At 57.2% G+C, this 24,457-nt stretch carries 24 protein-coding genes, 1 tRNA gene and 1 riboswitch; of the genes, 17 read left to right on the plus strand and 8 right to left on the minus strand.

Annotation, left to right across the window (positions count from 1 at the left end):
• Positions 1–7: 7 nt before the first annotated feature.
• Positions 8–475: a hemerythrin domain-containing protein gene (locus OVA03_RS14245; protein WP_267525705.1), complete on the plus strand. Its 468-nt coding sequence runs from the start codon at positions 8–10 to the stop codon at positions 473–475.
• On the opposite strand, the gene OVA03_RS14250 is transcribed toward OVA03_RS14245, so the two are convergent.
• Positions 472–1,647 carry a DUF418 domain-containing protein gene (locus OVA03_RS14250; RefSeq protein WP_267525706.1) on the minus strand — a complete coding sequence of 392 codons (1,176 nt, stop codon included), beginning with the start codon at positions 1,645–1,647 and terminating at the stop codon, positions 472–474. The genes OVA03_RS14245 and OVA03_RS14250 overlap by 4 nt on opposite strands.
• A gap of 347 nt (positions 1,648–1,994) precedes the next feature.
• Here OVA03_RS14250 and ctrA point away from each other — a divergent pair, with 347 nt between their 5' ends.
• The 5 genes from ctrA to OVA03_RS14275 all read left to right on the plus strand — a co-directional run bounded on the left by ctrA (position 1,995) and on the right by OVA03_RS14275 (position 4,713).
• Positions 1,995–2,696 (plus strand): response regulator transcription factor CtrA, encoded by a 702-nt coding sequence (gene ctrA / locus OVA03_RS14255; RefSeq protein WP_189484345.1) that lies wholly within the window; start codon positions 1,995–1,997, stop codon positions 2,694–2,696.
• 184 nt (positions 2,697–2,880) lie between these two features.
• Entirely contained in the window at positions 2,881–3,387 is a 507-nt protein-coding gene (locus OVA03_RS14260) for an arsenate reductase ArsC (protein ID WP_267525707.1), read from the plus strand.
• 121 nt (positions 3,388–3,508) lie between these two features.
• Positions 3,509–3,841 carry an ArsR/SmtB family transcription factor gene (locus OVA03_RS14265; RefSeq protein WP_267525708.1) on the plus strand — a complete coding sequence of 111 codons (333 nt, stop codon included), beginning with the start codon at positions 3,509–3,511 and terminating at the stop codon, positions 3,839–3,841.
• A gap of 23 nt (positions 3,842–3,864) precedes the next feature.
• Complete coding sequence (gene arsC / locus OVA03_RS14270; RefSeq protein WP_267525709.1) at positions 3,865–4,218, plus strand: arsenate reductase (glutaredoxin); 354 nt, start codon at positions 3,865–3,867, stop codon at positions 4,216–4,218.
• A 348-nt stretch (positions 4,219–4,566) separates the two neighbouring features.
• Complete coding sequence (locus tag OVA03_RS14275) at positions 4,567–4,713, plus strand: hypothetical protein (RefSeq protein ID WP_267525710.1); 147 nt, start codon at positions 4,567–4,569, stop codon at positions 4,711–4,713.
• 206 nt (positions 4,714–4,919) lie between these two features.
• On the opposite strand, the gene OVA03_RS14280 is transcribed toward OVA03_RS14275, so the two are convergent.
• Positions 4,920–4,993 (minus strand) — tRNA-Gly (locus OVA03_RS14280).
• 406 nt (positions 4,994–5,399) lie between these two features.
• On the opposite strand from OVA03_RS14280, the gene OVA03_RS14285 reads away from it, so the two are divergent.
• Positions 5,400–5,927, plus strand: a complete 528-nt coding sequence (locus OVA03_RS14285) for a GcrA family cell cycle regulator (protein ID WP_267525711.1) — start codon at positions 5,400–5,402, stop codon at positions 5,925–5,927.
• Between the two features lie 168 nt (positions 5,928–6,095).
• Here the strand turns inward: OVA03_RS14285 and apaG are convergent, their stop codons facing one another.
• Positions 6,096–6,506: a Co2+/Mg2+ efflux protein ApaG gene (gene apaG, locus OVA03_RS14290; protein WP_267525712.1), complete on the minus strand. Its 411-nt coding sequence runs from the start codon at positions 6,504–6,506 to the stop codon at positions 6,096–6,098.
• 122 nt (positions 6,507–6,628) lie between these two features.
• On the opposite strand from apaG, the gene OVA03_RS14295 reads away from it, so the two are divergent.
• Positions 6,629–7,645, plus strand: coding sequence for a 2'-deoxycytidine 5'-triphosphate deaminase (locus tag OVA03_RS14295; RefSeq protein WP_267525713.1), 1,017 nt, complete (start codon positions 6,629–6,631; stop codon positions 7,643–7,645).
• 112 nt (positions 7,646–7,757) lie between these two features.
• On the opposite strand, the gene OVA03_RS14300 is transcribed toward OVA03_RS14295, so the two are convergent.
• Both OVA03_RS14300 and OVA03_RS14305 read right to left on the minus strand, forming a co-directional pair.
• Positions 7,758–8,258 carry a hypothetical protein gene (locus OVA03_RS14300; protein ID WP_267525714.1) on the minus strand — a complete coding sequence of 167 codons (501 nt, stop codon included), beginning with the start codon at positions 8,256–8,258 and terminating at the stop codon, positions 7,758–7,760.
• Between the two features lie 94 nt (positions 8,259–8,352).
• Positions 8,353–9,831, minus strand: coding sequence for a M23 family metallopeptidase (locus tag OVA03_RS14305; RefSeq protein WP_267525715.1), 1,479 nt, complete (start codon positions 9,829–9,831; stop codon positions 8,353–8,355).
• 614 nt (positions 9,832–10,445) lie between these two features.
• Here OVA03_RS14305 and OVA03_RS14310 point away from each other — a divergent pair.
• The 7 genes from OVA03_RS14310 (at position 10,446) to OVA03_RS14340 (ending at position 19,140) form a co-directional block, all read left to right on the plus strand.
• Positions 10,446–13,988 carry an intermembrane phospholipid transport protein YdbH family protein gene (locus OVA03_RS14310; protein WP_267525716.1) on the plus strand — a complete coding sequence of 1,181 codons (3,543 nt, stop codon included), beginning with the start codon at positions 10,446–10,448 and terminating at the stop codon, positions 13,986–13,988.
• Between the two features lie 281 nt (positions 13,989–14,269).
• Positions 14,270–14,458, plus strand: coding sequence for a YnbE family lipoprotein (locus OVA03_RS14315; protein WP_267525717.1), 189 nt, complete (start codon positions 14,270–14,272; stop codon positions 14,456–14,458).
• A gap of 28 nt (positions 14,459–14,486) precedes the next feature.
• Positions 14,487–14,873, plus strand: coding sequence for a YdbL family protein (locus OVA03_RS14320; protein WP_267525718.1), 387 nt, complete (start codon positions 14,487–14,489; stop codon positions 14,871–14,873).
• 106 nt (positions 14,874–14,979) lie between these two features.
• Positions 14,980–16,080: an acyltransferase family protein gene (locus OVA03_RS14325; RefSeq protein WP_267525719.1), complete on the plus strand. Its 1,101-nt coding sequence runs from the start codon at positions 14,980–14,982 to the stop codon at positions 16,078–16,080.
• Positions 16,081–16,278: 198 nt separating this feature from the next.
• Positions 16,279–17,229 carry a CHAP domain-containing protein gene (locus OVA03_RS14330; protein WP_267525720.1) on the plus strand — a complete coding sequence of 317 codons (951 nt, stop codon included), beginning with the start codon at positions 16,279–16,281 and terminating at the stop codon, positions 17,227–17,229.
• A gap of 129 nt (positions 17,230–17,358) precedes the next feature.
• Entirely contained in the window at positions 17,359–18,027 is a 669-nt protein-coding gene (locus OVA03_RS14335; protein ID WP_267525721.1) for a glutathione S-transferase, read from the plus strand.
• A 27-nt stretch (positions 18,028–18,054) separates the two neighbouring features.
• Positions 18,055–19,140 (plus strand): magnesium transporter CorA family protein, encoded by a 1,086-nt coding sequence (locus OVA03_RS14340; protein ID WP_267525722.1) that lies wholly within the window; start codon positions 18,055–18,057, stop codon positions 19,138–19,140.
• A 3-nt stretch (positions 19,141–19,143) separates the two neighbouring features.
• Here OVA03_RS14340 and OVA03_RS14345 read toward each other — a convergent pair whose 3' ends face one another.
• Together OVA03_RS14345 and OVA03_RS14350 are read right to left on the minus strand one after the other, a co-directional pair.
• On the minus strand, positions 19,144–20,190 hold the full coding sequence (locus tag OVA03_RS14345) for a threonine aldolase family protein (RefSeq protein WP_267525723.1): 1,047 nt from the start codon (positions 20,188–20,190) through the stop codon (positions 19,144–19,146).
• Positions 20,191–20,234: 44 nt separating this feature from the next.
• Positions 20,235–20,345, minus strand: a riboswitch (SAM-I-IV-variant riboswitch).
• 77 nt (positions 20,346–20,422) lie between these two features.
• The gene (locus OVA03_RS14350; RefSeq protein ID WP_267525724.1) at positions 20,423–20,911 is read right to left on the minus strand and encodes a transcriptional repressor; all 489 of its coding nucleotides are present in this window, start codon (positions 20,909–20,911) and stop codon (positions 20,423–20,425) included.
• Between the two features lie 133 nt (positions 20,912–21,044).
• On the opposite strand from OVA03_RS14350, the gene OVA03_RS14355 reads away from it, so the two are divergent.
• On the plus strand, positions 21,045–23,099 hold the full coding sequence (locus OVA03_RS14355; RefSeq protein WP_267525725.1) for a TonB-dependent receptor: 2,055 nt from the start codon (positions 21,045–21,047) through the stop codon (positions 23,097–23,099).
• 264 nt (positions 23,100–23,363) lie between these two features.
• On the plus strand, positions 23,364–24,155 hold the full coding sequence (locus OVA03_RS14360; protein ID WP_267525726.1) for a SapC family protein: 792 nt from the start codon (positions 23,364–23,366) through the stop codon (positions 24,153–24,155).
• Between the two features lie 74 nt (positions 24,156–24,229).
• Here OVA03_RS14360 and OVA03_RS14365 read toward each other — a convergent pair whose 3' ends face one another.
• Complete coding sequence (locus OVA03_RS14365; RefSeq protein ID WP_267525727.1) at positions 24,230–24,412, minus strand: hypothetical protein; 183 nt, start codon at positions 24,410–24,412, stop codon at positions 24,230–24,232.
• Between the last annotated feature and the right edge of the window lie 45 nt (positions 24,413–24,457).

A 24,457-nucleotide genomic window follows, 5' to 3' on the forward strand; every position in this document is an offset into this window, starting at 1 on the left:
GACCCCCATGACTAAATCCGCGCTCGATATCTTCGCCGCCCTGATCGCTGACCACAATAAGCATCGTAAGCTGCTGGAGCAGATCGAGGCCGCCGATAAGGACGCGCGATTGGAGCATTTCGCGGCCTTTGCGCTGGAGGCCAAGGCCCATGCGGCGGCCGAAGAGCAGGCGCTCTATTCGGTCATGATGGCCAATCCTGACCTGACCAGCAAGGCCCGCCATTCGGTGGCCGAACACAAAGAGATCGAAGACCTTATTGATGAAATTGCCGAGCTTGATGTCGGGTCAAAAAAATGGTCGGAGAAGTTCGCGGAACTGAAACACGAATACCTTCACCACATCGAGGAGGAGGAAGAGGAAATGTTCTCCGCCGCCGATGAAGAACTGACCAATACCGAAGAACGTGACATGGGTGCGGTCTTCAAAGACCGCAAGCCCAAGGAAAAAGCCGCCGCCACGGTAGGCGAGGATTAAGCTCTTCTAAACGGCACCTTTACGCTCATCTGTGTGGCGGCGCGCCACAGCCATTCCAACGGGCCGTAGTAGAAGCGCTTTAGCCAGATATTGGCGAATATAACTTCGGCCACAAAGAAGGCTACACCCCACAGCATGGCGACCGGCGGTGTCAGCCATGCCCAACCGTTAAGGCCGAAGCCGTAATAGACTGGCACCCACACCATGGCCTGAAACACATAGAGGCTTAAGGTCATGCGTCCGGCGGGGACGAGAACGCGCAGCGCCGACCCTGCGAACCCGTAAAACAGCTCAAGGATCACCAGCACGTAAACGCCCATCAGCGTCAGGTCTGTCCACCCGCTTAATATCATATTCGACAGGGCCCCAGCCATAACCGGGCTATGCGCGGTCGGGGCCAGCGCGATCAGCGCCGGTTTATAGATGATGAGCCCCGCAGACGCGGCGGCCAAAATCACCAGCCATATACGTCGTGCGGTGGCGAACCTGTGCGGCTGATCGAAAAAGCCGATCCGGCCCAGTACTATGCCGATTAGGAACAGGCCCGCGATTTGCGCCACCCGGCCCGTTTCAAGGAAAAACCACCATTTCGGGTACTGACCTTCAAACAGGTTATAGCGGATGACATCGATAAACGTCCCGTGCTGATAGGCTTCAAAACTGCCGCCATTCCAGAAGTTGGGCTTGGCATTGGCCCAGTCGGCACCGCTTACGGCGCTGAACATCTGATAGAAAATCACCGGCTGCAGGATCAGTATGGCGGCGATGGCGACCAGTATCCCGTTCTGGCGCACCCGATGAAACGGGATCAGCACCAGCCCGATCGGGGCTAAAACTGTCAGCACATCGCCCCGGTACAGCGCTCCATGTATGACGCCGATAATCGCCAGCACGGCCATGCGCCAGGCAAACCGGCCGGAAAAATCCCCGCCCTTATGCGCTTCGCGGTCCATCAGGACAAAAAAGCTCAAGCCAAAACACAGGGCCAGCAGCGAAAACGACTTACCCATGATGTAGGTCAGCACAAACCCGGTCAGGGGGTCGGGCGTCATATGGGCGTAATAAAGCTCGAACTGATCGGCAATATGAACCGCAAAGACGCCGAAAATGGCAAAGGCGCGCAAGACATCGACCGCTTCGTTGCGCGCGACGGGCGTGATCTGTTCCGACATAATTCCCCCCGATTATTGTTATTGCCTGAATTTATTCAGCTCTTTTCCCGAAGTTACAAGCGCAATTGTGTGTTTGCGAAAAAGCTGTCCTTGCCGCCCGCTCCAAGTTTCACCCGCGGGGGCTCCCCGCCTGTGTGATTCAAAAGACTCACCGCCAAAAAATGCACATATTTATCCTGTTAATAAATCGAATCGTTGACTCGCCGGCCTTGTGGGTGAGTCGCAAATCACCCTACGAATCAATATTCGGGTAAGCTTAACGAATCTTAAGGGATTTTCGTTTTAGCTTGTTAACGAATGGTTTGGGCATGTTGCCCTGACCTCGTTCCCAACGCCGGAGGGGCTTGATGCGAGTTTTATTGATTGAGGACGACAGTGCTACCGCACAGAGCATCGAATTGATGCTTAAGTCGGAAGGTTTTAACGTCTACACGACCGATCTGGGCGAAGAGGGCGTGGATCTGGGTAAGATCTACGATTACGACCTGATCCTGCTGGACCTTTCGCTGCCGGATATGTCGGGCGTCGAAGTGCTGCGCCAGTTGCGCGTGGGCAAGATCAATACGCCGATCATGATCCTGTCGGGCACGTCGGAAATCGACACCAAGGTGAAGACCCTGGGCAACGGCGCTGATGACTACATGACCAAGCCGTTCCACAAAGACGAAATGATCGCGCGTATTCACGCTGTGGTCCGCCGCTCCAAGGGCCATGCCCAGTCAGTGATCAAGACCGGCGACATCATTGTCAATCTGGACGCCAAGACGGTCGAAGTGTCTGGCAACCGCGTTCACCTGACCGGCAAAGAATATGAAATGCTTGAGCTTTTGTCCCTGCGTAAGGGCACGACGCTCACCAAAGAAATGTTCCTGAACCACCTGTACGGCGGCATGGACGAGCCTGAGCTTAAGATCATCGACGTGTTTATCTGTAAACTGCGTAAGAAGCTGGCTGTGGCCGCTTCGGGCAACCACTATATCGAAACCGTCTGGGGCCGGGGTTACGTTCTGCGTGACCCGTCCGAAGTCGGCGGTACCGTCGCCGCTTAATCTGGCGACACTGTAACAAAGTTACCACCTTGCTTCAGGGCAAGGTGACTGAGCGCCCGTCGGCCCCTCCCGACGGGCGTTTTTGTGTTTAATTAACCGTGTCTGTAAACCTTAAACTAAACCTGATGATGTAACCTTGTTATGCGGGATAAGGGTTCCCAAAATAATCAAAGGTGAGGGCGTCATGGGGTTTCAGGCATATAAGGTTTTGTTCCTGTGTGAGCATAATTCGGCGCGGTCGATCATGGCCGAAGCCCTGTTGAACCGGCTGGGGGCCGGGCGGTTTGAGGCCTATTCGGCGGGTATTACGCCGGCTGGGGCGATCAGCCCCTTTGCGGTGGGGCTGCTGCAAAAGATCAACTATACCCTCTCAAAGCTGGCGCCGAAGCCGGTTGAGACCATGGTGACCGATGACGCGCCGGTGTTTGATTTCATCTTTCGTCTGTCGCACCATGTCCCGCAGAACGGCCACTGGCCGGATTTCAAGGGTGCGCCGATGGTCATCGACTGGTTCCTGCCTGACCCGAGCGATCTGAGCGATTCCAAAAGCGTGGTGGCGCAGGCTTACGGCGACATGTTCGCCCGCTTGTCGAGCCGGATCGATACCTTGGCGCGCATGTCGGATGAGGCCCTGACGTCTTTCATGCGTCTGGAGCGCATGGGCGAGGAAGCCTTCAGGCTGGCGTCGTGAGGTCTTTTAAGGCTTAAGTTTCTGGTTTTTTATGGATTTTTAATTCCATAGTCGCGAAAAAGACGAAATATTTTATTGTCTTTCGCTTTCTGATTGCTGAAACTCATGTAAACTTGGCGGCATGAACACCGATGATGCCGTAGTTAATCTTTTCGCGCTGGCGCACCCTGGGCGGCTGGCTATGTATCAGGTCATTGTCGCCGCCGGAACCGGTGGCATAGCTGCGGGTCAGGTGGCGCGCGCGGTCAATATGCCCGCCAACACCGCCTCGACCCACCTCAGCATCATGACGGGCGCGGGTCTTCTGAGCGCGCACCGAGAAGGGCGCTCGATCATCTACAGCGCCGACATGGCGCATTTCTCACAGATGATCGGGTTTCTGCTGAAAGATGGTGCGCAAGGTAGGCCCGAAGCCTATGAATCACTGCGGGCATGGCTTAAACAAAACGCTTAGACACCATTTAAGAAAAGCGTTTCATGGCCATCGAAGTCACTATCTATCACCGTCCGACCTGCTCCACCTCACGCAAGGCGCTTGAACTGATCCGCGCCCAGGGTATTGAACCGACCGTCATAGACTATGGCAGGGTCGGCTGGACTAAGCCGCAACTGCAGGGCCTGCTGAAAACCATGGGCGTAAGTGCGCGTGATATTCTGCGCACGAGGGGAACCCCTGCCGAGGACCTAGGCCTGACGGCGACGGATGTCAGCGATGATGCCATCCTTGAGGCCATGGTGCGGGAGCCTGTGCTGGTCGAGCGCCCAATCGTGGTGACCTCTAAGGGCGCGGTCATCGCCCGCCCGGTCGAGCGACTGCTGGAGGTTTTGTAGGTTTAAGGGGCGGGGCTCTTAAAAACTCCAACCCTTGGCTTTAAGAAAATCTTCTAAATTTGTGCAAAAAACGCCAAAATGTTTTGCATATTCAATAAATTCAAAGCCTCTTCATCTATGAAGAGATGTATCAAACCTTTTGGAATTTGACTCATGAGCAGATGATCTATCTCAAGATACGATATGGCTTCGACTTTTCAGTGTTCAGAGGTTAAGCCGCCTGTTGCGTATTTAGCGCTTCGTGTGATATTTTGGTAACTCTAGTATTGATTCGGAGTACCCAAAATGTGGACGCAATTAATCCTCCACCGCCGTATGCTTAAGCCTTGGGGTTTCAGGCTTTATAGCATGACGGACGACGACGCGGAATTTTATCTGACGTTTGGGTACGACTCAAAAGAAGAGGCTAAAAGCGCGATGGATAGCGCCATTGACCAGCTTTACATGTTTGGGCGGGTTTTGAAGCCCCCCGTGCTGTACCAAGAACCATCATAAATCAGTTTAATGCCGCTACGAGATGCCCCCGCCCAAATGATCCAGCATATTAGCTGATCTTTGGGCGTTTAGCTGCCTGAACGGCTACACGGCGAATTGTTAAGCGCAAAATGACATCGAAATTTGGGACATAACAGTCACGAAATTGGGACATAAAATCGAAAAAATCGATTATTTTATTTAATAAAATCAATATTTTGGGGGATTGGAGCGGGTGAAGGGAATCGAACCCTCGTTGTCAGCTTGGGAAGCTGCTGCTCTACCATTGAGCTACACCCGCACTATATACCGCATGGTCCTGATAAAATTCGGACTGGCTAAGGCGATGCGTTCATAGCGTAATCGCCGTCAGACTCAAAGCCCAAAAACGCACTATCCGCAGGTTTGCGCTTAAGCGGATGCCACGACGCCGTGACGGTCAGTTCCGGGAATCGAGCACGGCTAGCAAACTGTTGCCCAAGGTGAAAGATCACCTGCTGCGGGAATTAACATCTTGTTAAGCATTATCCACAGGCGAACACCACATATAGAATCATGTGGACAGAGCTGTGGCTTATCGCCACTAAATATTGCGGTTTTTAACGATTTGTTTACGATATGTAGATGGCCGGGAAGAACTTCCTACGGTCGGGGTCTATATCTTGTGGTTGGTATCCCCTGTTGCACGGGGAATGGGAGGCTAGAATATGAGCTGGACAGACGAACGCGTGGAAACACTCAAGAAGCTCTGGCAGGAAGGTCATTCCGCCAGCCAGATCGCCAAACAACTGGGTGGCGTTACCCGCAATGCCGTAATCGGTAAGGTGCACCGTCTGGGCCTGTCGGGCCGTGCGGCACCGTCGCAACCGGCGCGTCCGCTCTATAAGCCCGCCAAGCCGCCGCGTCAGGCGGCCGCCCCCGAAGCCGCCCGTCCGCAGGCGCAGGCAACGCCCGTCCGCCGTGTTGAACCCGTTGTTGCCGTGCGTCAGGCGCCGACTTTGCCTATCGTTCCGCTGGTGGAAGGCCCTGGCACGGCCACCGTACTGACCCTCGGCGCCAAGATGTGCAAGTGGCCGATCGGCGATCCGTCCTCTGATGAATTCACCTTCTGCGGCCGTAGGGCCGATGACGGTATTCCTTACTGCGTCGAACATTCGCGCGTCGCCTATCAGCCGCAGCAAAAGAAGAAAAAGGACGGGGTGGATTTGTCCCGCTCACTCCGCCGCTATCTCTGAGATCGCGGTCTTTGGCCTATTGATACGCAGTCTGCGCTGGCAGGTACTTAGTGTACCTGCGGCGCTTGTCGGCTATCACTAGACTCAAATCTCACGATCTCAGTCACGGTATGATTGAGATTCAAAGCCCCGCTGGTAACAGTGGGGTTTTTTAATTCAGGATGCCGTTTAGTTAAGTATCCGGCGGGCTTCGGGCAGGTCGAGCGAGAAGGTAGGTATCGTGACCTTGAGCGGTTTGCCGTTCTCGTCCTCAAACATATAATAGCCGCTCATCGACCCTGACGGCGTCGGCAGCGGGCAGCCGGAGGAGTAGCTATAGCTTTCCTGCGGTTCCAGTATCGGTTGCTGACCGACCACCCCGTCGCCTTCGACAATCTCAACCCGGCCCAGCCCGTCCATAATCGTCCAGTGACGGGTCTTAAGCTGCACCCGGTCGCCGCGTTCATTGTCGATGATGATGTGATAGGCCCATACATAGGCCCGCTGTCGCCGCGACGTCGCGGGAAGGTCGTCTTCGGGCGGGATATATTCCACCTCGACGCTGATGCGGATGCCCTGACTGACGGCTTCATAGATCATGACCTCAATCTAAACAGCTTCGGGGATGATTTAAAGACCGTCATTGCGCATTTGGTTTTAAACTTCGGTTTGCGTGTCCCCAAAAATGTCGTAAACAAGCCCCCCATAAAGTTGAGACACCCATGACGCTTACGCCTGCCGCCCACGGCATACTGCCCCTGCAAAACCTATCCGTACTTGTTGATCAGGGCGTTGTCCTAAGCGCCTCAGCCCTTGATGGCGATCAGATTCAACCCGCCAGTATCGACCTGCGGCTGGGGGCGCGCGCCTGGCGGGTGCGGGCGTCCTACCTGCCGCGTAAACGCACGGTCGTTGAGCGCCTCAGCGATGTTGTCATGCATGAGATGGACTTGTCTAAGGGGGCGGTGTTTGAAGCCGGCTGCGTTTATATTGCCGAGCTACAGGAAAGCCTGAACCTGCCGCAGGGCTTAAGCGCGCGCGCCAATCCGAAATCCTCGACCGGCCGTTGTGACGTATTTGTGCGCCTGCTGTCAGACTATTCCGATGCCTTTGATGACGTTCGCGAAGGCTATAGTGGCCCGATCTATGTTGAAATCGCGCCGCAAACCTTCTCCGTTTTGGCCCGCACCGGCACGCGCCTGAACCAGCTTCGGGTTAAGCGCGGGACGGTGCCTAAGCTCTATACCTCCGACTGTGGTGTCGATCTGACCGGTGATCTCGTCGGCTACCGCGCCCGCAGGCACGCCGGGGTGATCGACCTTGATAATGTCGATGGCCACGATCCGCGCGACTTTTGGGAACCGCTGTACCAGAACAAGGGCCAGCTTCTGCTCGATCCGGGTGAGTTCTACATATTGGCGTCCAAAACCGCCGTCGTGATCCCGGTCATGGAAGCTGCCGAAATGCTGCCGATCGACCCCAGTGTCGGGGAATTTCGCGTCCACTATGCCGGTTTCTTCGATCCGGGCTTTGGCACGGAGGAGGCTGCGGCTGCCGGTTCGCGCGGGGTGCTGGAGGTGCGCTGTCACGAAACGCCGTTCCTGCTGGAAGATGAGCAGACCGTGGCGCGGCTGGTCTATGAGCCGCTGATCGCGCGTCCGGCAGAACTGTATGGTCAGCGCGGTTCTCACTATCAGGGGCAGGGGCTGAAGCTCTCCAAACACTTTCGCCCCTGGTAAATCGCGGTCTTTGGCCAGCTAATACGCAGTCTGCGGTTCGCAGGTACTTAAGTGTACCTGCTTCCCTTGTCGGCTATTATCTGACTCAAATCTCACGATTTACAATTCGGAGCTATTCTTCAGTTTCAGCGGTTTTTCGGCGGGGTTTGCGGGGTGGTGTGGCGGCAGCCGTAGGGCGCAGTTTCATGTCGTCGACAAAGGCCGTGACCACCTGCGCAAACATCCCCAGAAACGACGGAAAGCGCACAGCGATAAAGCTGGCCAGCAGGGTTACCACCGTGACAATCAGCGTCGATTGACCGGCTACTGCGCCCATAATCTGGGATAGTAATGCGCCGGACGGATCGACGGCGGGGCGGGCTTGACTGCTTAAGGTGTTGGCTTTGGTAGGGCGATCAGGCGAAAAGGCTTTGATCAGCAGATGTATGATCACCGGCACCAGCATGATCAGGGCCAGAACAAACGAACTCCACGGCGTGCCGATCCACAGCTTGAGCGCGTTATAAAGGCCGATGCTCAGCCAGGTCAGCCCGATCAGCAAACTGCCCGCCAGAAACACGATGTAGAGGATCGAGGATTTTAATTCGCTGATTTTCTCGGAGACATTAAACACCGCGCAGCTCCCTTGGTTAATAGCCAGACATATGATGCCTTAGACTAAAACCAAAGGAACTAAAAATCCTATTACGTTAAAACGATTTCGCGGCTTAATTCATCCCGCGGGTCGACGACAGGGCCGGTTTGAGCGCGGCATAGGTCTTAGTGCGTTCCTGGGCGCGTTCATGGCTGACCAGAGTGACGGGTGCAGGGGCTGCGGCTACAGGCGCGGATTTTGCCGGGCTGTTCATGGCCAGAGCCTGCTTTTCGTCGCCGCGCTTTATGTCGGCCATGGCGATCATGGTGTCGATTTCACGCTTGCGCGCCATGAAGGCCTGAAGCTCTTTGCCGCCCAGAATCGTGCCTTGCGGAACCTTGGCATCCTTGGGGTTGATCGGACGGTTCTTGTACCACACTTCGAAGTGCAGGTGCGGGCCGGTGGAACGGCCGGTCGAGCCGACATAGCCGATGATCTGGCCCTGCTTGACGCGCTGGCCCGGTTGCACGGCAATGCGCGACATGTGGGCGTAGCCGGTTTGCCAGTCGCCGGTGTGGCGAACGCGAACCCAGCGGCCATAACCGCCCCACCACTTGGCGTCCTGAACCACACCGTCACCGGCGGCGACGATCGGGGTGCCGGAACCGGCAGCAAAGTCAACGCCGGTGTGCATCTTCATAAAGCCCAGAACCGGGTGGCGGCGCACGCCAAACCCTGATGAGGTGCGCGCCCCGTCAACCGGCGTGGCCAGCAGGAAGCCACGAATGTTCTTGCCCGTTTCATCGAAATACTGCGGCTCTTTTTCGCCCGCGCGCTGAAAGCTGTAGAAGCGGTTGATGCCGCCCTTGGCTTCGATTTCGGCGTACAAAAGCTTACCCGTCTCTACGGTGCGACCGCTCTCAGTCACCTTACGGTCGAAGATCAGCTTAAAGGTGTCACCCGCCTTGATGTCGCGCTCGAAATCGAGCTTATGGGCGAACAGCTTCATGACATTGTTGGTGACGGCTGGCGTGGCCCCAAGGGCTGCCGCCGACGTAAACAGGGAGCCGTCGATGGTGCCGATGGCCACGCGGCGTTCATCGCGCACGTTTTCTTCCAGCACCCGCAGGCGCATGGCGCCGTCATGGCTGGTGGTCAGGGTCAGTTGCTTGGCAGGGCCGGTGCGGGTCGTCAGGCCCAAAAGCTGGGCGGGTTGGCCAGAGCCGAGGGCCGGTTTGGCAATCGCGGCCTGAATGGACATGCCCGCGCGGACATTGACGACATCAAAGGCTTGCGACAGCAGATTAACGGCCGCCTGAGCATCCGCAGGGGCGACACCGGTGCGGGCAATCGCTTGCGAGAGGGTCTCACCTGAGCGGACCAGAATGGAGACCTGCTCCGGCTGGTCAAAGCCGGGTCGTGCAGACGCCACCGCATAGGCTTCGGTTTCCAGCGCCATAACAGCGCCCGGATCAAGGGCCATACCCGGCAATATGCCCGGTGTCGGCTGAAAAACGCGCCAGATCAAGGTGCCCACCGTGAGGGCCGCCACGGTCGCAAAGACCATGGGCGTTAAGCGTACTGGCTGTCGGCGTGGATCGAGTTGAGCCATCAGTCCCCGTCAAACACTAAATAAAGACAAACGATACTAAAACTTACAGATGAACCCATAAGGGCCCGGTAGTCTTAAAGGTTATAGTCGTGCGGATATACGGATCTGTCTCATTACAGACGCTCTTTATGAGCGAAAAAGCCTGAGTCGTGAAGCTTGAAAACTCAGCTACAATTTCCGTGCCATCCTGTTTACGTCGAAATAGGGCCAAAGTGAGGCCCAAAAGGAAGGGTTAAGATCAAGCATACCGCAGTCGCGAAGGCAACAACGAAGGGCGCTTTTTAGCCGATTAAGATTAAGATCGCCCTTAAATTTTGTTAAAAAAGGGTATACGCATAGTGCGGGGGCTTTGGGTGCTGAGCACCGATCTGTTGATAACTGATGCTTTAAGCATTTAAAATTTATAACGAAACGGCAAAGAATTCGCCAATGGCGATCATTTCCGGCAAGGGTTTGCAGGAAATTCGCGCCTCTTGTGCGAAATGCGGTGATGTGTCCATAATTTTTACCAATATATGTGCCATAATGACCTATTGATGATGATCAAATTATTTTTTGCGTCGTCTTCACATTTTTCGACCGCCATTGTTTCCCTTTTAGTTTGAGCCCGCCTCTTGACGCCCACTGATCCGACCGCTGATCAAAACGATGAATTGATGTTCCCGGTGCGCACCTCGACGCTGGGGACGTTTTCGCGCGTGGTCAGTGGCGATGCCAAGGCCGGTGGCGGCGAAAAGGGCAGGCCGGGAAAGAAAGCCAAAAAAGGTAACGGCAGCGGTCGCCCGCCCAAATCCGGGGCCAGTAAGGCCGGGAAAATCATCGGGCTGACCTTGTGCGGGGTCGCGGCCATTGGCGTTGCTGCCGTCGTGGCCCGCAAGGAAATCGCCCGCGAAATCGCCCAAGGCTGGCTACGGTCGCAGCAGATAGATTCCGAACTTAAGATCGGGCGTCTGGGGCTTGACCATGCCGAAGGCTCGATCCGGTTGGGCAAGGCGACGTCGCCGGATGTGATCCTCAATGATTTCCGCATCGATTACGACCTGAACCTGTTTGCCGGTCAGGGTCAGCCGATGGCGCGCTTTAAGCGCATCCACCTGACCAAGCCCGAAATCGCCCTGGCGCTGACCTCTAAGGGGCTGGACTTTGGTTCGCTTGATCCGCTGATCCAGAGCATATTGTCGTCGCCGTCCAATAAGGGCGAGGCCCCCGGCGAAGTCCTGATTGAAAATGCGGTGGTGCGGCTTAAGACCGACTACGGCACCATCAACGCTACGGGCCGCGTCCAGATGCAGGCCGGACGGTTGCAGGCGCTTAATCTCAACATCCCCTCGACCCGTCTGAGCGGGCCGCTGGGGGAGGGCAGTTTACGCGACGGCTTTATCAAGGCCCGCTCGGTCGGTGAAGGCCTTAAGGTCGCAGGCAAATTTGTCGCCGATGCCTGGGAGATGAAGCCGGATAAGGCGGGGACTGTGACCCGCCTCAAAGGCGTGCGGCTGGAGCTGACCTCCAACCTGCCGTATCGCCAGCTAGAGCAGGCGGCCAACCTCAAGGCCTCACCGCTGGCGGAGTTTTCAGGCCCGTTAGAAACGCACATGAAGGTGGCGGCGGATGAACTGAACACCGGTGCTGCGGCCTTGACCGGCGTAACCGCTGATGCGTCTATTCTGGCGGCCTTGAGTTTTGAGCGCGATGAAACCCGCCTTGAGGGCCAGTCGCGCTTTCAGGGGCGGGCACAGTCGGTCACGCAAGGGGCGATGTTCGGGCGCGATGTCTATCTGGATGCCGCAAGCCTAAATCTTAGTTTCGCCCATTCGTCCAAAACGCCGACGGCTGAGAACCCCGATCAAGGTGGCGCTCACGTTTGGATCGACGGGCCGTTGCAGGCGCGCATCGGCCTTTACCGTCAGGACGGGATTGAGGTCAGTAATGCCCGCGCCGACCTTGAAAAAGTGGCCCTGCATATGGCGGGGACCGAATCTGACATCAGCTTTAAGGGTACAGCCTATGCCGGGCGCATGGCGGCGGCTGACCTGTCGCTCGACCGGGTCAATATGACGGTGAGCGGCAATGCCAAGGCCGAGGCCGGACTCAATGGCGCCGCTGCAAACGCGTCTTCGGCATGGACGGCGGCGATTAAGACCAGCCTCAACAGCCGTCACGGCAGCTATCGAGGGCTGGACGAGATGGCGCAGACGCGTCGCAAAGATCTTCAGGCCGTGGTCTATCCTGAGCCGGTTAACCTCGATACGCCGCAGGTGCCGGTGGCCCCGATTAAGTCTGATGCGGTCCTTGCGCTGCAGGCCGCAGCGCAGGCCTTTAGCCTTGAGGCCAATGATATCACTATCAAGCTGGATGGCGCGGCGGGCAAGCCCGCGGCCTTTGATGTCCGCACCAAAACCCCGATTACCATCACCCCGGCTTCGGGCGGCAAGCTGACCCTGACGCCGGATGGGGCGCGGGCTCTGATGGCCAGTGCGGATCGCGCGGCCTTTGGGGTAAAGCTTGAGGGTGAAGACCTGCCCGAAGTGAATGCCTTCCTCAGTGATATGGGCTTTGGGGCCGGTGGCGAGCTGAGCGGCAAACTGGCGGCGGATGCCAAATTCAACTTCGCCCCGGTGACAGCAGCGCAAACCAAGGCCAGTGGCCGGTTCACTGTGGCGGGCGGGCGCACCAGCTTTGTGCTGGATGACTGTATGCCGTTTAGCGCGGCGCGCTCGGACATCGGCGGGCGGCTGGAAGGGCTTACGGCGAATATTTGTGCTACCGAAGCGCCGATCCTCACGATGGAAAACGGTCAGTGGCAGTCGGCCGGGGCCTTTGATGATCTGAAATTGAACGCGCCGGATTATGAAGCGCGCGTGGCCAATGCCAAGGGCCGGTTCAACGCCTTTTCGACCAAATCGGGCGCGGCCAATGGTGCCGGGTTCCGCATAACCGTGGCAGCGGCTGAAGCCCATGATACGGCGGCCAAGACCCGCTTTAATCCGGTGACGGTGGCGGGTAAGCTGGATCAGGACGCCGTCCGCATGACCGGACGGCTGGGGGTCAAGCCGCTTAATCCGGTGGTGCGCGAACGTGCCCCCGGTGATCTGGCGCGCATCGACATCGTGCAGGATGCGCGATCCGACTCAGGCTATGCCCTGATCAGCACCGGTGACATGGTGTTTGCGCCAGAGGGCCTGCAACCGATTGACCTGACCCCGCAGGTGGCCACGGTTGCCACCAAGAATGTGATGGGCTCGGCCACCTTTGATGGCCGCTTTGACTGGTCGCGCACGGGTACGCCGATCAGCCAAGGCCGTCTGCGCCTGAACGATATCGATTTTGAAGGGCCGCTGGGCAAGGCACAAGACCTACGCGGCGATATCGAATTCACCAGCCTGTCGCCCCTGATGACCCCGCCGGGGCAGATCCTCAGTGTGGCCTCGCTGACGACCGCCGTGCCGCTGACCGACATCAATACCTCGGTGCAGTTCCTGGGCGATCACCTGTCGCTGGCGGCGGCAACGGCACAATCTCCGGGCGGTCAGTTTGGCCTTGAGCCCATGGATGTGCCGCTGGCTGAGAATGTGCCGATCAAGGGTGCTTTGACCTTTGAGCAGCTTGATTTCGGTAAGATTATCGCTGCCACCGATCTGGGCCGCGACATGAAATTTGAAGGCACGGTCACGGGCCGTATGCCATTTGAAATCAACGGCAACCGTGTCCACTTTGCGCAAGGCGAACTGAAAGGCGACGGGCCGGGGCGCCTGTCGATCCAACGCGCCGCCTTGCAGGGTGTGGCCTCATCGGGTGGCGTGACGACCGATGCGCCGCAGGAGATTGCGCCGTCGCCCGCTGATGCCTCAAAAGTGGTCGAAGGCATGGCCTATCAGGCGCTGGAAAACATGGCCTACAGCGATATGTCGGCCACGATCAACAGCCTTGAAAACGGCCGTCTCGGGTTCAATTTCAAGATCAAGGGCCGATATGACCCGCCCAAAAAACAGGAAGCGCGCGTAAGCTATGCGGATGTGCTGCGCGGACGCTTGTTTGATAAGCCGATAAACCTGCCGTCCGATACCGGGGTTGATCTTAATCTCGATATGACGCTGAACCTCGATCAGGTGCTGGATGACCTGATGGCGTTTGAGGCGCAAAAGGCGGGATTGAAGTAAGGCGTAGGGTTTGGCGTTTGTCCTATTTTCTCCTCCCCATTCCATGGGGAGGTGGATGCGAACGTAGTGAGTAGACGGAGGGGTATTACTGGCCGTAGTAAGGTACCCCTCCGCCTCGACAAGCTCGGCACCTCCCCATGGAATGGGGAGGAGGGCGATTAACGATTTATGTACTACACACTCCGCTCCTTGAGCACTTTTTGTTCAGCTTGGGTTCAGACTGCAAATCATATAAGACATTCATGATAAGGCCGAGAGCCTTTGACTAAGGAGTAATCGCCATGACCCACAAAGGCCTAAAGCCTCTCGCATTACTGGTGCTGGCCGCACCGGTGTTTGCCGCCTGCGTCCCGACTGTTCGGGTCGAGGTCGCCCCGATTTCGATCTATGCCAAGCTTGACCACGATGTCCGCATCAGCCTTGACGAAGACGCCAAGGCGCTGGTCCAGCAAAACCCGAACCTTTTCTAATTTCGCGCCCTTCAAAGTGAGACCTATCATGAAAAAAACAGTGTTTTCCGTTACGGCGGCGATGATGGCCGCCACAGGTATGATGGCCGCAGGTGTGGCGATCAACATGGCGTCGCCTGCGCCGGTATTTGCGCAGGCCGCCGCTAAAGCCACCGTTGATGCCGCCAAGGCTGCCGGGGTTGTGGGTGAACAGTCCGACGGCTATCTGGGTTTTGTCAAATCCGGTGATGCCGCCACCAAGGCCGCGGTTGAGGAAATCAATGCCGGTCGCGCCAAGGTCTATGCCGAAGCCGCCGCCAAGAACAATGTACCGGTCGCGGCCGCCGGGGCTGCGACCTTCTCCAGCGTCATTATGCCGAAAATGAAGGCCGGTGAGTATTACAAAGACGCCTCCGGTAGCTGGAAGCAGAAGTAATTTTTGCTGAGAAATCCGACGATTTAACCCTGAAGCTGAACGGCTTCAGGGTTTTTTCATGGCTTTGCGGTAAAAGGGGCATCTAAACGAAGCAAGGTAGAATACCGTGTCCGATTATCTCAAGCCCCTGACCAGTCTGCGTTTTTTTGCCGCCGTCTGGGTTATCCTGTTCAGCTACTGGCCGCTGCTGCAAGGCGCCGCCCCGCTGTGGATCATTGCGCGCGGCTATCTGGGGGTCGATCTGTTCTTCATCCTGTCGGGTTTTATCCTGTGCCATGTCTATCTGGAAAGCTTTGGGGCAGGTAAGTTTCAGTACGGGCAGTTTATCGTCAACCGGCTGGCGCGCATCTATCCGCTGCATATAGCAACCCTTTTGTTCACCTTGGCGCTGGTGGTCGCGGCCTCAGTCAAGGGGCTGACGCTCGACAGCCATGTGGCGTCGTGGGCGTCACTGCCGGCGCAGATTTTCATGGTCCATGCGTGGGGGCTGGCCCCGGAGGCATCATGGAATCACCCGTCCTGGTCGATATCGGCGGAATGGTTTGCCTATCTGCTGTTTCCGGTCTTTGCCAGTGTGACCTGGGCCCTGAGATCAAGGCCCGTCGTCGCAGTGGCATTGGCGGCAGCGTTTCTGACTATCCTTTACTGGGCTTTTGAAGCCGTGGCCGGGTTCCGTCTGACCAGTGCGACCTTTATGTGGGGGGCGCTGCGCATCGTGCCGTGTTTTGCGCTGGGCTGTGCCGTGTATCTGGCGTGGCGGGCAGGGGCAGTTAAATCCAAAACCATAGCCCTTGGCGGGGTTGCGGTATCTCTGGCGGTGATTTTGGGTGCTACCGCATTCATGACCTCGGATGCGCTGGTTGTGCTGGCTTTGGGCGGACTCATTCTGTCGGTCGGCGGGTTGGCCACGGCAGACGGTAAAGGCATTATGTCTAACCGTGTTCTGGTCTATCTCGGCAATGTCAGCTTTGCCATGTATATGGTCTATGTGCCGTGGAAGTGGGTGTTTACCAAGGCCGCAGGCATGATTTTGGGCAGCGAAGACTCATTGCCGCTGATGTGGTGGCTGGGCGGATTTGTGGCCATTATCCCCATCGCCATGCTGGCCCATCATGTCGTCGAAAATCCGATGCGCAACGTCGTGCGCCATATCGGTGACGGGGTGCGTTATCGCCTCAACTATCGCCTGCAAGGCACATCAAAATAAGCTTTATGGCTTAAAGCGGTGTCCGGTTAAGGGTTTATTCATAAAAATTAACCTTTTCCCCATTTGATAGTCATAAAGTATTTGTAAAATATTTTATGTGATGTATCAAAGACACAGAGTGTTAAAGTGCATCCCAAAAAGTGTAGTGCGGTTTTTGGATCAGATGCGCGACTGGATTAACTACCGTGGAGTGAGGCGTTGCAGGCATTTAAGGTATCGCGAGTAATTAAGGCCGGTTTGGCTATGGTGTGCGCAGGCGTAATGGCTGCCGCCCCGATGGCTCAGGCGGCTGAGAAATCGCCCTACTGGCAATGCGTCACCTTCGCCCGCTCGATCACCGGCATGCAGATTTTTGGCGATGCCTGGACCTGGTGGGAAAAAGCTTCCGGCAAGTACGACAAAGGACAGGCCCCGCAGGCGGGCGCCGTTCTGGTGTTTCAACCCACAGGTAAGATGCGGGTCGGCCACGTCGCCGTCGTATCCCAAGTGGTCACCGACCGCATCATCCAAATCACCCACGCCAACTGGTCGCCGATCAATGGCCGTCGTGGTCAGGTCGAAAAAGACGTCACCGTGGTCGATGTCTCGGACAAGGGCGACTGGTCCAAGGTCAAGGTCTGGTACGGGCCGATCAACGATCTGGGCACCTCGGTCTATCCGACCTATGGTTTTATCTATGCCGCCGCCCAAAAAGGCCAGAACATCGGCCAGAGCCTGACGGCTTCGATTGCAGAGACCTTTAGCGGCAACGACAAGCAATCGGCTGATAACGGGCCCGTGCCCTATGCGGTCATCAAGGCCAATGACGCCAAGGTGGCCGAGAAGAAGGCGATTGAAAAGGTCGATACCCGCGCTATTGAGGCCAAGCTTCTGGCGGCGAATCTGATCGACGCCCCGACCATTCCAGTCCAAAAATCCGATAAGCCTACCGCGATGAAAACCAAGGCGGTGGTGAAGTCCGAAACCGCGTCCAAGAAATCTGACGCCAAGAAGGCCGACACCAAATCGGTGTCCAAGAAACTGGCGGACAAGAGCACGGCTAAGTCATCCGGCAAAACGGTCGATAAGGCTCAAGCTGATAAAACAAAGACCGACAAAAAGGTAGCGTCTGCGAAGTCCACCAAGACCGACGCTAAAAAAGCCGCTTAAAGCGGAACCCCTTCACATAGATAACCATACCGACGTGCTACGGTTTTTACCGTTGCGCGTAAGTTGGCGCTTGGCGGGACGCTGGGCCTGCTTTATCTAATCAAGATGGCGGCCCGGAGGTTTCAGACATTGATTACCGTACATTATCTCGAAAACTCCAGAGCGCATCGAATCCTGTGGCTGCTTGAAGAGCTGGGTCTTGAATATGACATCAAAACCTATAAGCGCGCCCCGGATATGCGCGCGCCCGCGTCGCTGAAATCAATACATCCTTTGGGCAAGTCGCCGGTTGTCGAGGACAATGGCCGAGTGATTGCCGAAAGCGGTGCGATTATCGAATATCTGATCGATACCTATGGCCATGATACCCTGCGTCCGGCGGCGGGCACGCCGGCGCGGTTGCAATATACCTACTGGCTGCATTATGCCGAAGGTTCGGCCATGCCGCTGTTGCTGCTCAAGCTGTTGTTCGGGCAGCTACCGCGTCAGATACCATTTTTTCTGCGTCCGGTGGCCAGCCTGATCTCGACCGGCGTGCAAACTAAGCTGGTTGATCCGCAACTGGCCGATCATCTGGCCTTCTGGAATGACACGCTGTCGGTCGGCGGCTGGTTTGCCGGTGAGGCCTTTTCCGCCGCCGACATTGCCATGAGCTTCCCGGTCGAGGCCGGCATGACCCGGATTAAGGTGACGAGCGATATCACCGCCGTGCGCCGGTATATGGACGCCATTCGCGCCCGCCCGGGCTATCAAAAGGCCCTCACGCGCGGCGGTGCCTATCTCTATGCTGACAGCTAAATCCGCTGGCCGTGTTAGGGGACTGTCATGCTGAAAATCTATAGCCGCGCCCAGGATTCCGAAGATGGCCACACTGCCATCATCAGGTCTATCGGTGATATGCCGCATGAAGACCGGCGCGCCGCGATCGAGCATGGCCGTGAGGTCGAAGAGATGATCGCCTTAGAGCCGCAGCAGGGGGCTGGTTCGGCCTGGTGCGATATCGATAATGCCATGACCTGGCTTGATCTGCATAACCCGACTCGCGACGAGGAACTGTTTGTTGAAGGCGCGCTGGGTGTTGGTATTCCGACGCGCGAGGACATGAGTGAGATTGAAATCTCGTCGCGGCTCTATACCGAAGACGGGGCGGTGTTCATGACCGCTCAGGTGGTTTTTTTTGGCGGTCAGCCGCATCTGCAAAGCGGGCCGGTGACCTTTGCCCTGCTGCGGGAGCGCCTGGTGACCATCCGCTATATTGATCCGCAATCGTTCAGTATTTTCTCCGATAAGATCAGCCGTTCCCCCGCTTTATGTGAGAGCGCGGCCCTGACCCTTACCAATCTGCTCGATGTGCTGATCGATCGCACCGCCGATCTGGTCGAAAAGGTCTCTGCTGGAGTCGATGATATCTCGACGCAGATTTTTGCCACCAAGGCCAATCGCGGGCTGGATAAGCTGCTGCGTCAGATGGGGAGGCACCAGAACGATATCGCCAAGTTACGCGACAGTTTGCTGTCGTTCCAGCGTCTGTTTACCTATGCCCTGACCTTAAGCGATGATCAGGTCAGCGGCGATGCGGCTGAGCTTGAGGTCTTTCGCGCCCGTCTTAGGTCTCTGCACGAAGACGCCCAGTCCCTGACCGATCATGCGGGTTATGTGACCGGCAATATCACCTACTTGCAGGAAGCGGCCATGGGGCTGATTAACATCGAACAGAACTCGATCATCAAGATCGTGTCGGTGGCGTCAGCGGCCTTTCTGCCGCCGACCCTGATCGCCAGCATCTATGGCATGAATTTCGAGCACATGCCGGAACTGCATGTGGCCGTGGCCTATCCGCTGGCGATTGGGGCCATGGTATTGTCGGCGGTGCTGCCGATGGTGTGGTTTAAGTACAAGGGCTGGTTGTAAAAGTTATGTAGCGGCCACAGCCACGATGTCCCGAATATCGGCGGCCAGTTCGTCGATGCGCTCCGGTTTGGCATCCCACGCGAACATGAAACGCGCGCCCCCGCCAATGAAGGTGTAGAACAGCCAACCGCGATCGCGTAAGCCCTGCAACACCGTCTCCGGCGCGCGCAGGAACACGGCATTGGCCTCAACCTTAAACATCAGCCCGACGCCAGTTAGCGGCTCAATCTGTGCCGCCAGCCGTTTGGCGCAGGCATTGCCATGTTGCGCGTTCTTAAGCCACGCGCCGCTCTCCAGCATCCCGACCCACGGGGCGGCCAGAAAGCGCATCTTGGAGGCCAGTTGCCCGGCCTGCTTGCAGCGATAACCGAAATCTTCTGACAGGGCCGTGTCAAAAAACAGCACGGCATCGCCGACAGCCATGCCGTTCTTGGTGCCGCCAAAACATAGCACATCGACCCCGGCCCGCCAGGTGATATCTGCCGGGGTGCAGTTCAGCGTCGCGCAGGCATGGGCAAAGCGCGCGCCGTCCATGTGCAGCTTAAGCCCCAGGTCGCGGCAGGTCGCCGATATGGCCTTCAATTCGTCAGGTGTGTAGACAAGGCCGGTTTCGGTTGGTTGGGTGACCGTGACCACGCGCGGTTTAGGGAAGTGGATATCCGAGCGACTGATGGCAAGATCCCGGATCGCCTGCGGTGTCAGCTTGCCGTCCGGGGTGGGGGCGACCAACAGCTTTGAGCCGTTGGAGAAAAACTCCGGCGCGCCACATTCGTCGGTTTCAACGTGGGCTGACGATGAGCAGATGACGCTGTGGTAGGACTGGCACAGGGACGCCAGCGCCAGCGAATTGGCCGCCGTGCCGTTAAAGGCGAAGAAGACCTGGGCGTCGGACTCGAACAGGGCGCGCAGGCCATCAGCGGCGCGGATCGTCCAGTCGTCATTGCCGTAAGCGACCGCCGAGCCGTCATTGGCGGCCTGCAGGGCAGCCCAGGCTTCGGGGCAGATGCCGGCATAGTTGTCGCTGGCGAATTGTTGAGGAATATTGGCCATGTTAAGCGCCCTTTCTGATTATAAAAGAGCGAAACGACGTGTGGCTGTGATCCCGTATTTGCCGGTCAGGCCACATCCCCCCATTCATTTGGGGGCACCACCTTGCCGGATGAGCAGGTTGGTGTCAGGCGTCGGCCCAACTCTTGATGCGGAAAATGCCTTAGCACTATTTTAGATGCAGGCGCAACTACTCCCGTGCGCGGCAGGGCATAATACTGAGTGGGAATTTTAGCTAGCGGCAGGTCTTGCAGCGGCCCTTGGCCTCGACCGTGATGTGCTTAACCTCAAAGCCCAGATGCTGGGCCTGATGCTCAATATCGGCCAGACTTAAGGTCGCGATTTCCTCGCTCTGGCCACAGCAATCGCACAGCAGGAACGCCGCGGTGTGCGGGTGATGATGGTCGACATTGGCGGGGGTGGCGCAGGCCACAAAGGCATTGAGGCTCTCGATCCGGTGGATCAGGCCCATCTGCTCCAGGAAGCTTAAGGCGCGGTACACGGTCGGGGGCTTGGCGGCCCCTTCCGGGTGAAAGCGGTCAATGACATCATAGGCCTTCATCGGCCCGTTATTGCCAAGGATCAACTCATAGGTACGCAGGCGCGGCGCGGTTAGGCGCTCACCGGAGGCCACGCACAGGGCTTCGGCGGCCTTAAGGCGCGCATCGACATTGATGGTTGTGGTGTCGTGGCTATGGTCGTGGTCGCAGGCGTGCTGAGTCATAGTAGCAATGTAGTGGTTCCTGATCCGTCGCGCAATTGTGCAGATGCAGCATGAATCTTGACGGTACGGCTTGACAGTGGTTATGTTATTAAATAACACGGGCGTTAATGTTATTTAGTAACGGGGCATTATCATGACCGGATCGTCTTTTAAAATTGCGTTGAGCGCGGGTATTTCACTTATTGCCTTATCGGGCGTGGCCCAAGCCCAATCACAGGTTCAGGCTCAAAATGCCGATGAGCCCGTCAAGGAAGTTGTCGTCACCGGCTCGGCCTATGCGGTCTCCAAAGACGCCCTGATGTCCAATGTCGATGTGCTGAAACAGGCGCAGATCGATGAAATGCCAGCGCGTGGTTTAGGTGATATGCTGTCTGATCTGCCGGGGGTACGTTCTTCCGGTTTTGCGCCGGGGGCGTCGCGGCCGATCATACGCGGGCTGGATGGCTTTCGCGTGCTGGTGCTGAATAATGGCATGGGGCAGGTCGATGCCTCAGCCGTATCGCCGGACCATGCCTCGGCCACCGATCCTCTGGAAGCCCAGCGCATTGAGGTTCTGCGTGGGCCGTCGGCCCTGACCTATGGCGGTAATGCCATCGGCGGCATCGTCAACATCATTGATGACCGTATTGCCGGGGCACCGGCCAAGGACGGCCTTGACGGACGGGTGACGGCGCAGGCCTCGTCAGTGGATGAGGGCTATCAGGGGGCGTTTAACCTCAAGGCCGGTAACGGGCCGTGGGTGCTGACGCTGGATGGCCTTAAGCGCAAGACTGAGGATTATAAAACCCCGGTCGGGCCGGAATCACGCCGCCTGACCGATGCTGAGGGCGAAGAGCCCGATACCGGCGACACGCAAGTCAACTCAGCCACCGATCTCGAATCTTACGGTGCGGGCCTGAGCTATGTCGGTGATTTTGGTTTTATCGGCTTCAGCGCCAAGCAGACCAATTCTTTGTACGGCGTTCCGGGCCACAGCCATGAACACGAAGAAGGCGAGGCCGAAGAGGGCCATGAGGAAGAAGGCCCTGTCCGTATCGACTTGAAACAAACCCGCTATGATTTCCGCTCACACCTGAATATCGACTCCGGCCCGTTCAACAGCCTGCAATTTGCGGCGGGCTATACCGACTATGAGCACACCGAACTGGAAGGCGATGAGGTCGGCACCCGTTTCCTGTCGGACGGTAAGGAGTTCCGCGCCAATCTGATCCGTCAGGGCATGGGCGAAGTGTCCGGCGTCATCGGCATCAACGGCCTGACCCGCGATTTTGAAGCCATCGGCGCTGAGGCCTTTGTTCCGTCGAGCACCACCAAGGAACTGGGCGTGTTCTCTCAAGGCCGCCTCGATAAGGGCAACTGGGGCGTGGAAGGGGGCTTACGTCTCGATCAGAAAAAGATCAGTTCCGCAGGTTTTGACCGTGATTTCACCAACACCTCGGCCTCGCTGGGCGCGTTCTATAAGCCCTCCGATCACAGCTTCTTTGGCGCCAGCCTGACGCGGTCTGAACGCGCACCGTCCGATGTCGAACTGCTGGCCAATGGCCCTCATGCGGGGACGGGGTCTTATGAAATTGGCAATGCCGATTTCGATACCGAAGTGGGCTATAGCCTTGAGCTGACCGGTCACTGGCTGATGGATGAGCATTCCGATTTCACCTTTGATGCCCATGTCTATACCTCAAAGTTCGATAACTTCATCGACCTGCGCCCCACGGGTGCCGAACAGGACGCACTGCCGGTCTATCAGTATGTCCAGACCGATGCTGATTTCTACGGCCTTGAGCTTGAGGGCGGCATCAATCTGTGGGCGCGCGGCGATAAGACCGTCCGCTTCGATGCCACCTATGACTATGTGCATGGCGACAGCGATCTGGGGCCGGTGGCGCGCATCCCGCCCTATAGCGTGACGGGCAAGGTGTCCTATACCGATCCGCGCTGGACGACCCATATTGAGGCCCGCTACGCCGGTGAACAGGATCGCCTTACCGAACAGGAACTGCCGACCGATTCCTATACGCTGGTCAACCTGTTTGCCGCCTATAAGGTGGCGCGTTTTGAGGGCGTGTCTGTGTTTGCCGAAGTGCGCAATGTCTTTGACGAAGAAGCGCGTGAACATGCGTCGTTCAATAAGGATATCCTGGTTCAGCCGGGCCGTAACTTGCGTGCGGGGTTGAGCTACCGGTTTTAAAAAACTTCCTTCTCCCCGTTTCACGGGGAGAAGGTGGGCTGGCATCGAAGATGGCGGGCCGGATGAGGGGCAAGCGTCGCGAGTGCCCCCTCCGCCTCGTTAACTCGGCACCTCCCCCGCTTCGCAAGGGAGGAGGGAAGGTCGTATTTGGGGTTTTCGCGTCACGGCACTCAACTTGGCTGTTACCTGGCTTGCCCACAGCCGTGCCATGCGCTAGAAGCGATTTCCTACTGTTTTTACCTTAAGCCCAGATAAAGAGCCACTATGGAACAAACTCCATTAGCAGATGCCCAACTGACCGGAAGCGTCCTGTTTTACAAAACCCCTGAGCCCCTGAGCCCTGAGCTTCATGCCAACCTCGGCATCAGCGCCTCAACGACCCCCCACGCGTTCGTGGCCGAAACCAATGTCGTGCCGCTGACCGTGGCCGAATTTCCGGCCGCCGCTCTGAGCTATCCGATCGTCTTCATCGGCGAAAGCCGTATGCCGGTCGCCGCTATGGGCTTAACCCAAGGCCAGAACGTGTTCGTGTCCGATGCGGGCGTGTTCCGTTCGGACGCTTACCTGCCGGCTTTTGCCCGCCGTTATCCGTTCGTGTTCGCCAATGACGAAGGTCAGGAGCGCATGATCCTGTGCGTTGACACCGGCGCCTCCATGGTCACCACCAACAATCCGGATGTGCCGTTCTTTGAGGCAGGCAAGGCATCTGCGTTTGTTGAAAACGCCATGAAGTTCTGCACTGACTTTGAAACTGAGCGCCGTCGCACGGAATCCTTCGTCAACCTGCTGAAGGATTATGACCTGTTGTCGCCGCGCGAAACCGTTTACCGTCCGCAAAATCCGGATGGCACACCGGGCGAGCCGCAAAAGATCGCTGAATATTTCGGCGTCGACGAAGAAAAGCTCAATGCGCTGCCCGCCGATAAGCTGGTGGCTCTGCGTGACAATGGTGCCCTGACCCATATCTATGCGCACCTGATCTCGCTGCTGGCCTGGGACAAGCTGATTGCCCTGACCATCGAGCGCGGTAATACCCCGGCCAACCTGAACTCTTAACCGGTTCGGTTACTCCATAAGAAAAGCCTCCGAAGGTGACTTCGGAGGCTTTTGTGTTTGTTAGGTAAAGGCGTCTAAACGCCCTTGCCGGTCAGGCGTTCGAGCGCTTTTTTGGCATCGCGTTCGGCCAGGGTAAAGCTGCCCGCAACGCCGGTGGCTGCGGCCACGCCGCCGCCGGTAGGCCATATTTTCCACTCGGTATTTTTCGGACCGCGCGGGTAAAACTTGATTTCGTAATTTAAAGATTCTGTTTGCATGGTGCCGCAGTATCAGTAATCCCGCCAAACTTCAAACCCCGAAGC

It is taken from the genome of Asticcacaulis sp. SL142 (assembly GCF_026625745.1).
Classification (GTDB): domain Bacteria; phylum Pseudomonadota; class Alphaproteobacteria; order Caulobacterales; family Caulobacteraceae; genus Asticcacaulis.

Bases quoted from the DNA above. Each gene is read 5' to 3' on its own strand.
- OVA03_RS14295 (WP_267525713.1), top strand. From the start codon at position 6,629: ATGACGCTTACGCCTGCCGCCCACGGCATACTGCCCCTGCAAAACCTA.
- OVA03_RS14365 (WP_267525727.1), bottom strand. From the start codon at position 24,412: ATGCAAACAGAATCTTTAAATTACGAAATCAAGTTTTACCCGCGCGGT.
- OVA03_RS14360 (WP_267525726.1), top strand. From the start codon at position 23,364: ATGGAACAAACTCCATTAGCAGATGCCCAACTGACCGGAAGCGTCCTG.
- OVA03_RS14315 (WP_267525717.1), top strand. From the start codon at position 14,270: ATGACCCACAAAGGCCTAAAGCCTCTCGCATTACTGGTGCTGGCCGCA.
- OVA03_RS14340 (WP_267525722.1), top strand. From the start codon at position 18,055: ATGCTGAAAATCTATAGCCGCGCCCAGGATTCCGAAGATGGCCACACT.
- OVA03_RS14260 (WP_267525707.1), top strand. From the start codon at position 2,881: ATGGGGTTTCAGGCATATAAGGTTTTGTTCCTGTGTGAGCATAATTCG.
- OVA03_RS14320 (WP_267525718.1), top strand. From the start codon at position 14,487: ATGAAAAAAACAGTGTTTTCCGTTACGGCGGCGATGATGGCCGCCACA.
- OVA03_RS14305 (WP_267525715.1), bottom strand. From the start codon at position 9,831: ATGGCTCAACTCGATCCACGCCGACAGCCAGTACGCTTAACGCCCATG.
- OVA03_RS14275 (WP_267525710.1), top strand. From the start codon at position 4,567: ATGACGGACGACGACGCGGAATTTTATCTGACGTTTGGGTACGACTCA.
- OVA03_RS14350 (WP_267525724.1), bottom strand. From the start codon at position 20,911: ATGACTCAGCACGCCTGCGACCACGACCATAGCCACGACACCACAACC.
- arsC (WP_267525709.1), top strand. From the start codon at position 3,865: ATGGCCATCGAAGTCACTATCTATCACCGTCCGACCTGCTCCACCTCA.
- OVA03_RS14345 (WP_267525723.1), bottom strand. From the start codon at position 20,190: ATGGCCAATATTCCTCAACAATTCGCCAGCGACAACTATGCCGGCATC.
- apaG (WP_267525712.1), bottom strand. From the start codon at position 6,506: ATGATCTATGAAGCCGTCAGTCAGGGCATCCGCATCAGCGTCGAGGTG.
- OVA03_RS14265 (WP_267525708.1), top strand. From the start codon at position 3,509: ATGAACACCGATGATGCCGTAGTTAATCTTTTCGCGCTGGCGCACCCT.
- OVA03_RS14245 (WP_267525705.1), top strand. From the start codon at position 8: ATGACTAAATCCGCGCTCGATATCTTCGCCGCCCTGATCGCTGACCAC.
- OVA03_RS14250 (WP_267525706.1), bottom strand. From the start codon at position 1,647: ATGTCGGAACAGATCACGCCCGTCGCGCGCAACGAAGCGGTCGATGTC.
- OVA03_RS14285 (WP_267525711.1), top strand. From the start codon at position 5,400: ATGAGCTGGACAGACGAACGCGTGGAAACACTCAAGAAGCTCTGGCAG.
- OVA03_RS14355 (WP_267525725.1), top strand. From the start codon at position 21,045: ATGACCGGATCGTCTTTTAAAATTGCGTTGAGCGCGGGTATTTCACTT.
- ctrA (WP_189484345.1), top strand. From the start codon at position 1,995: ATGCGAGTTTTATTGATTGAGGACGACAGTGCTACCGCACAGAGCATC.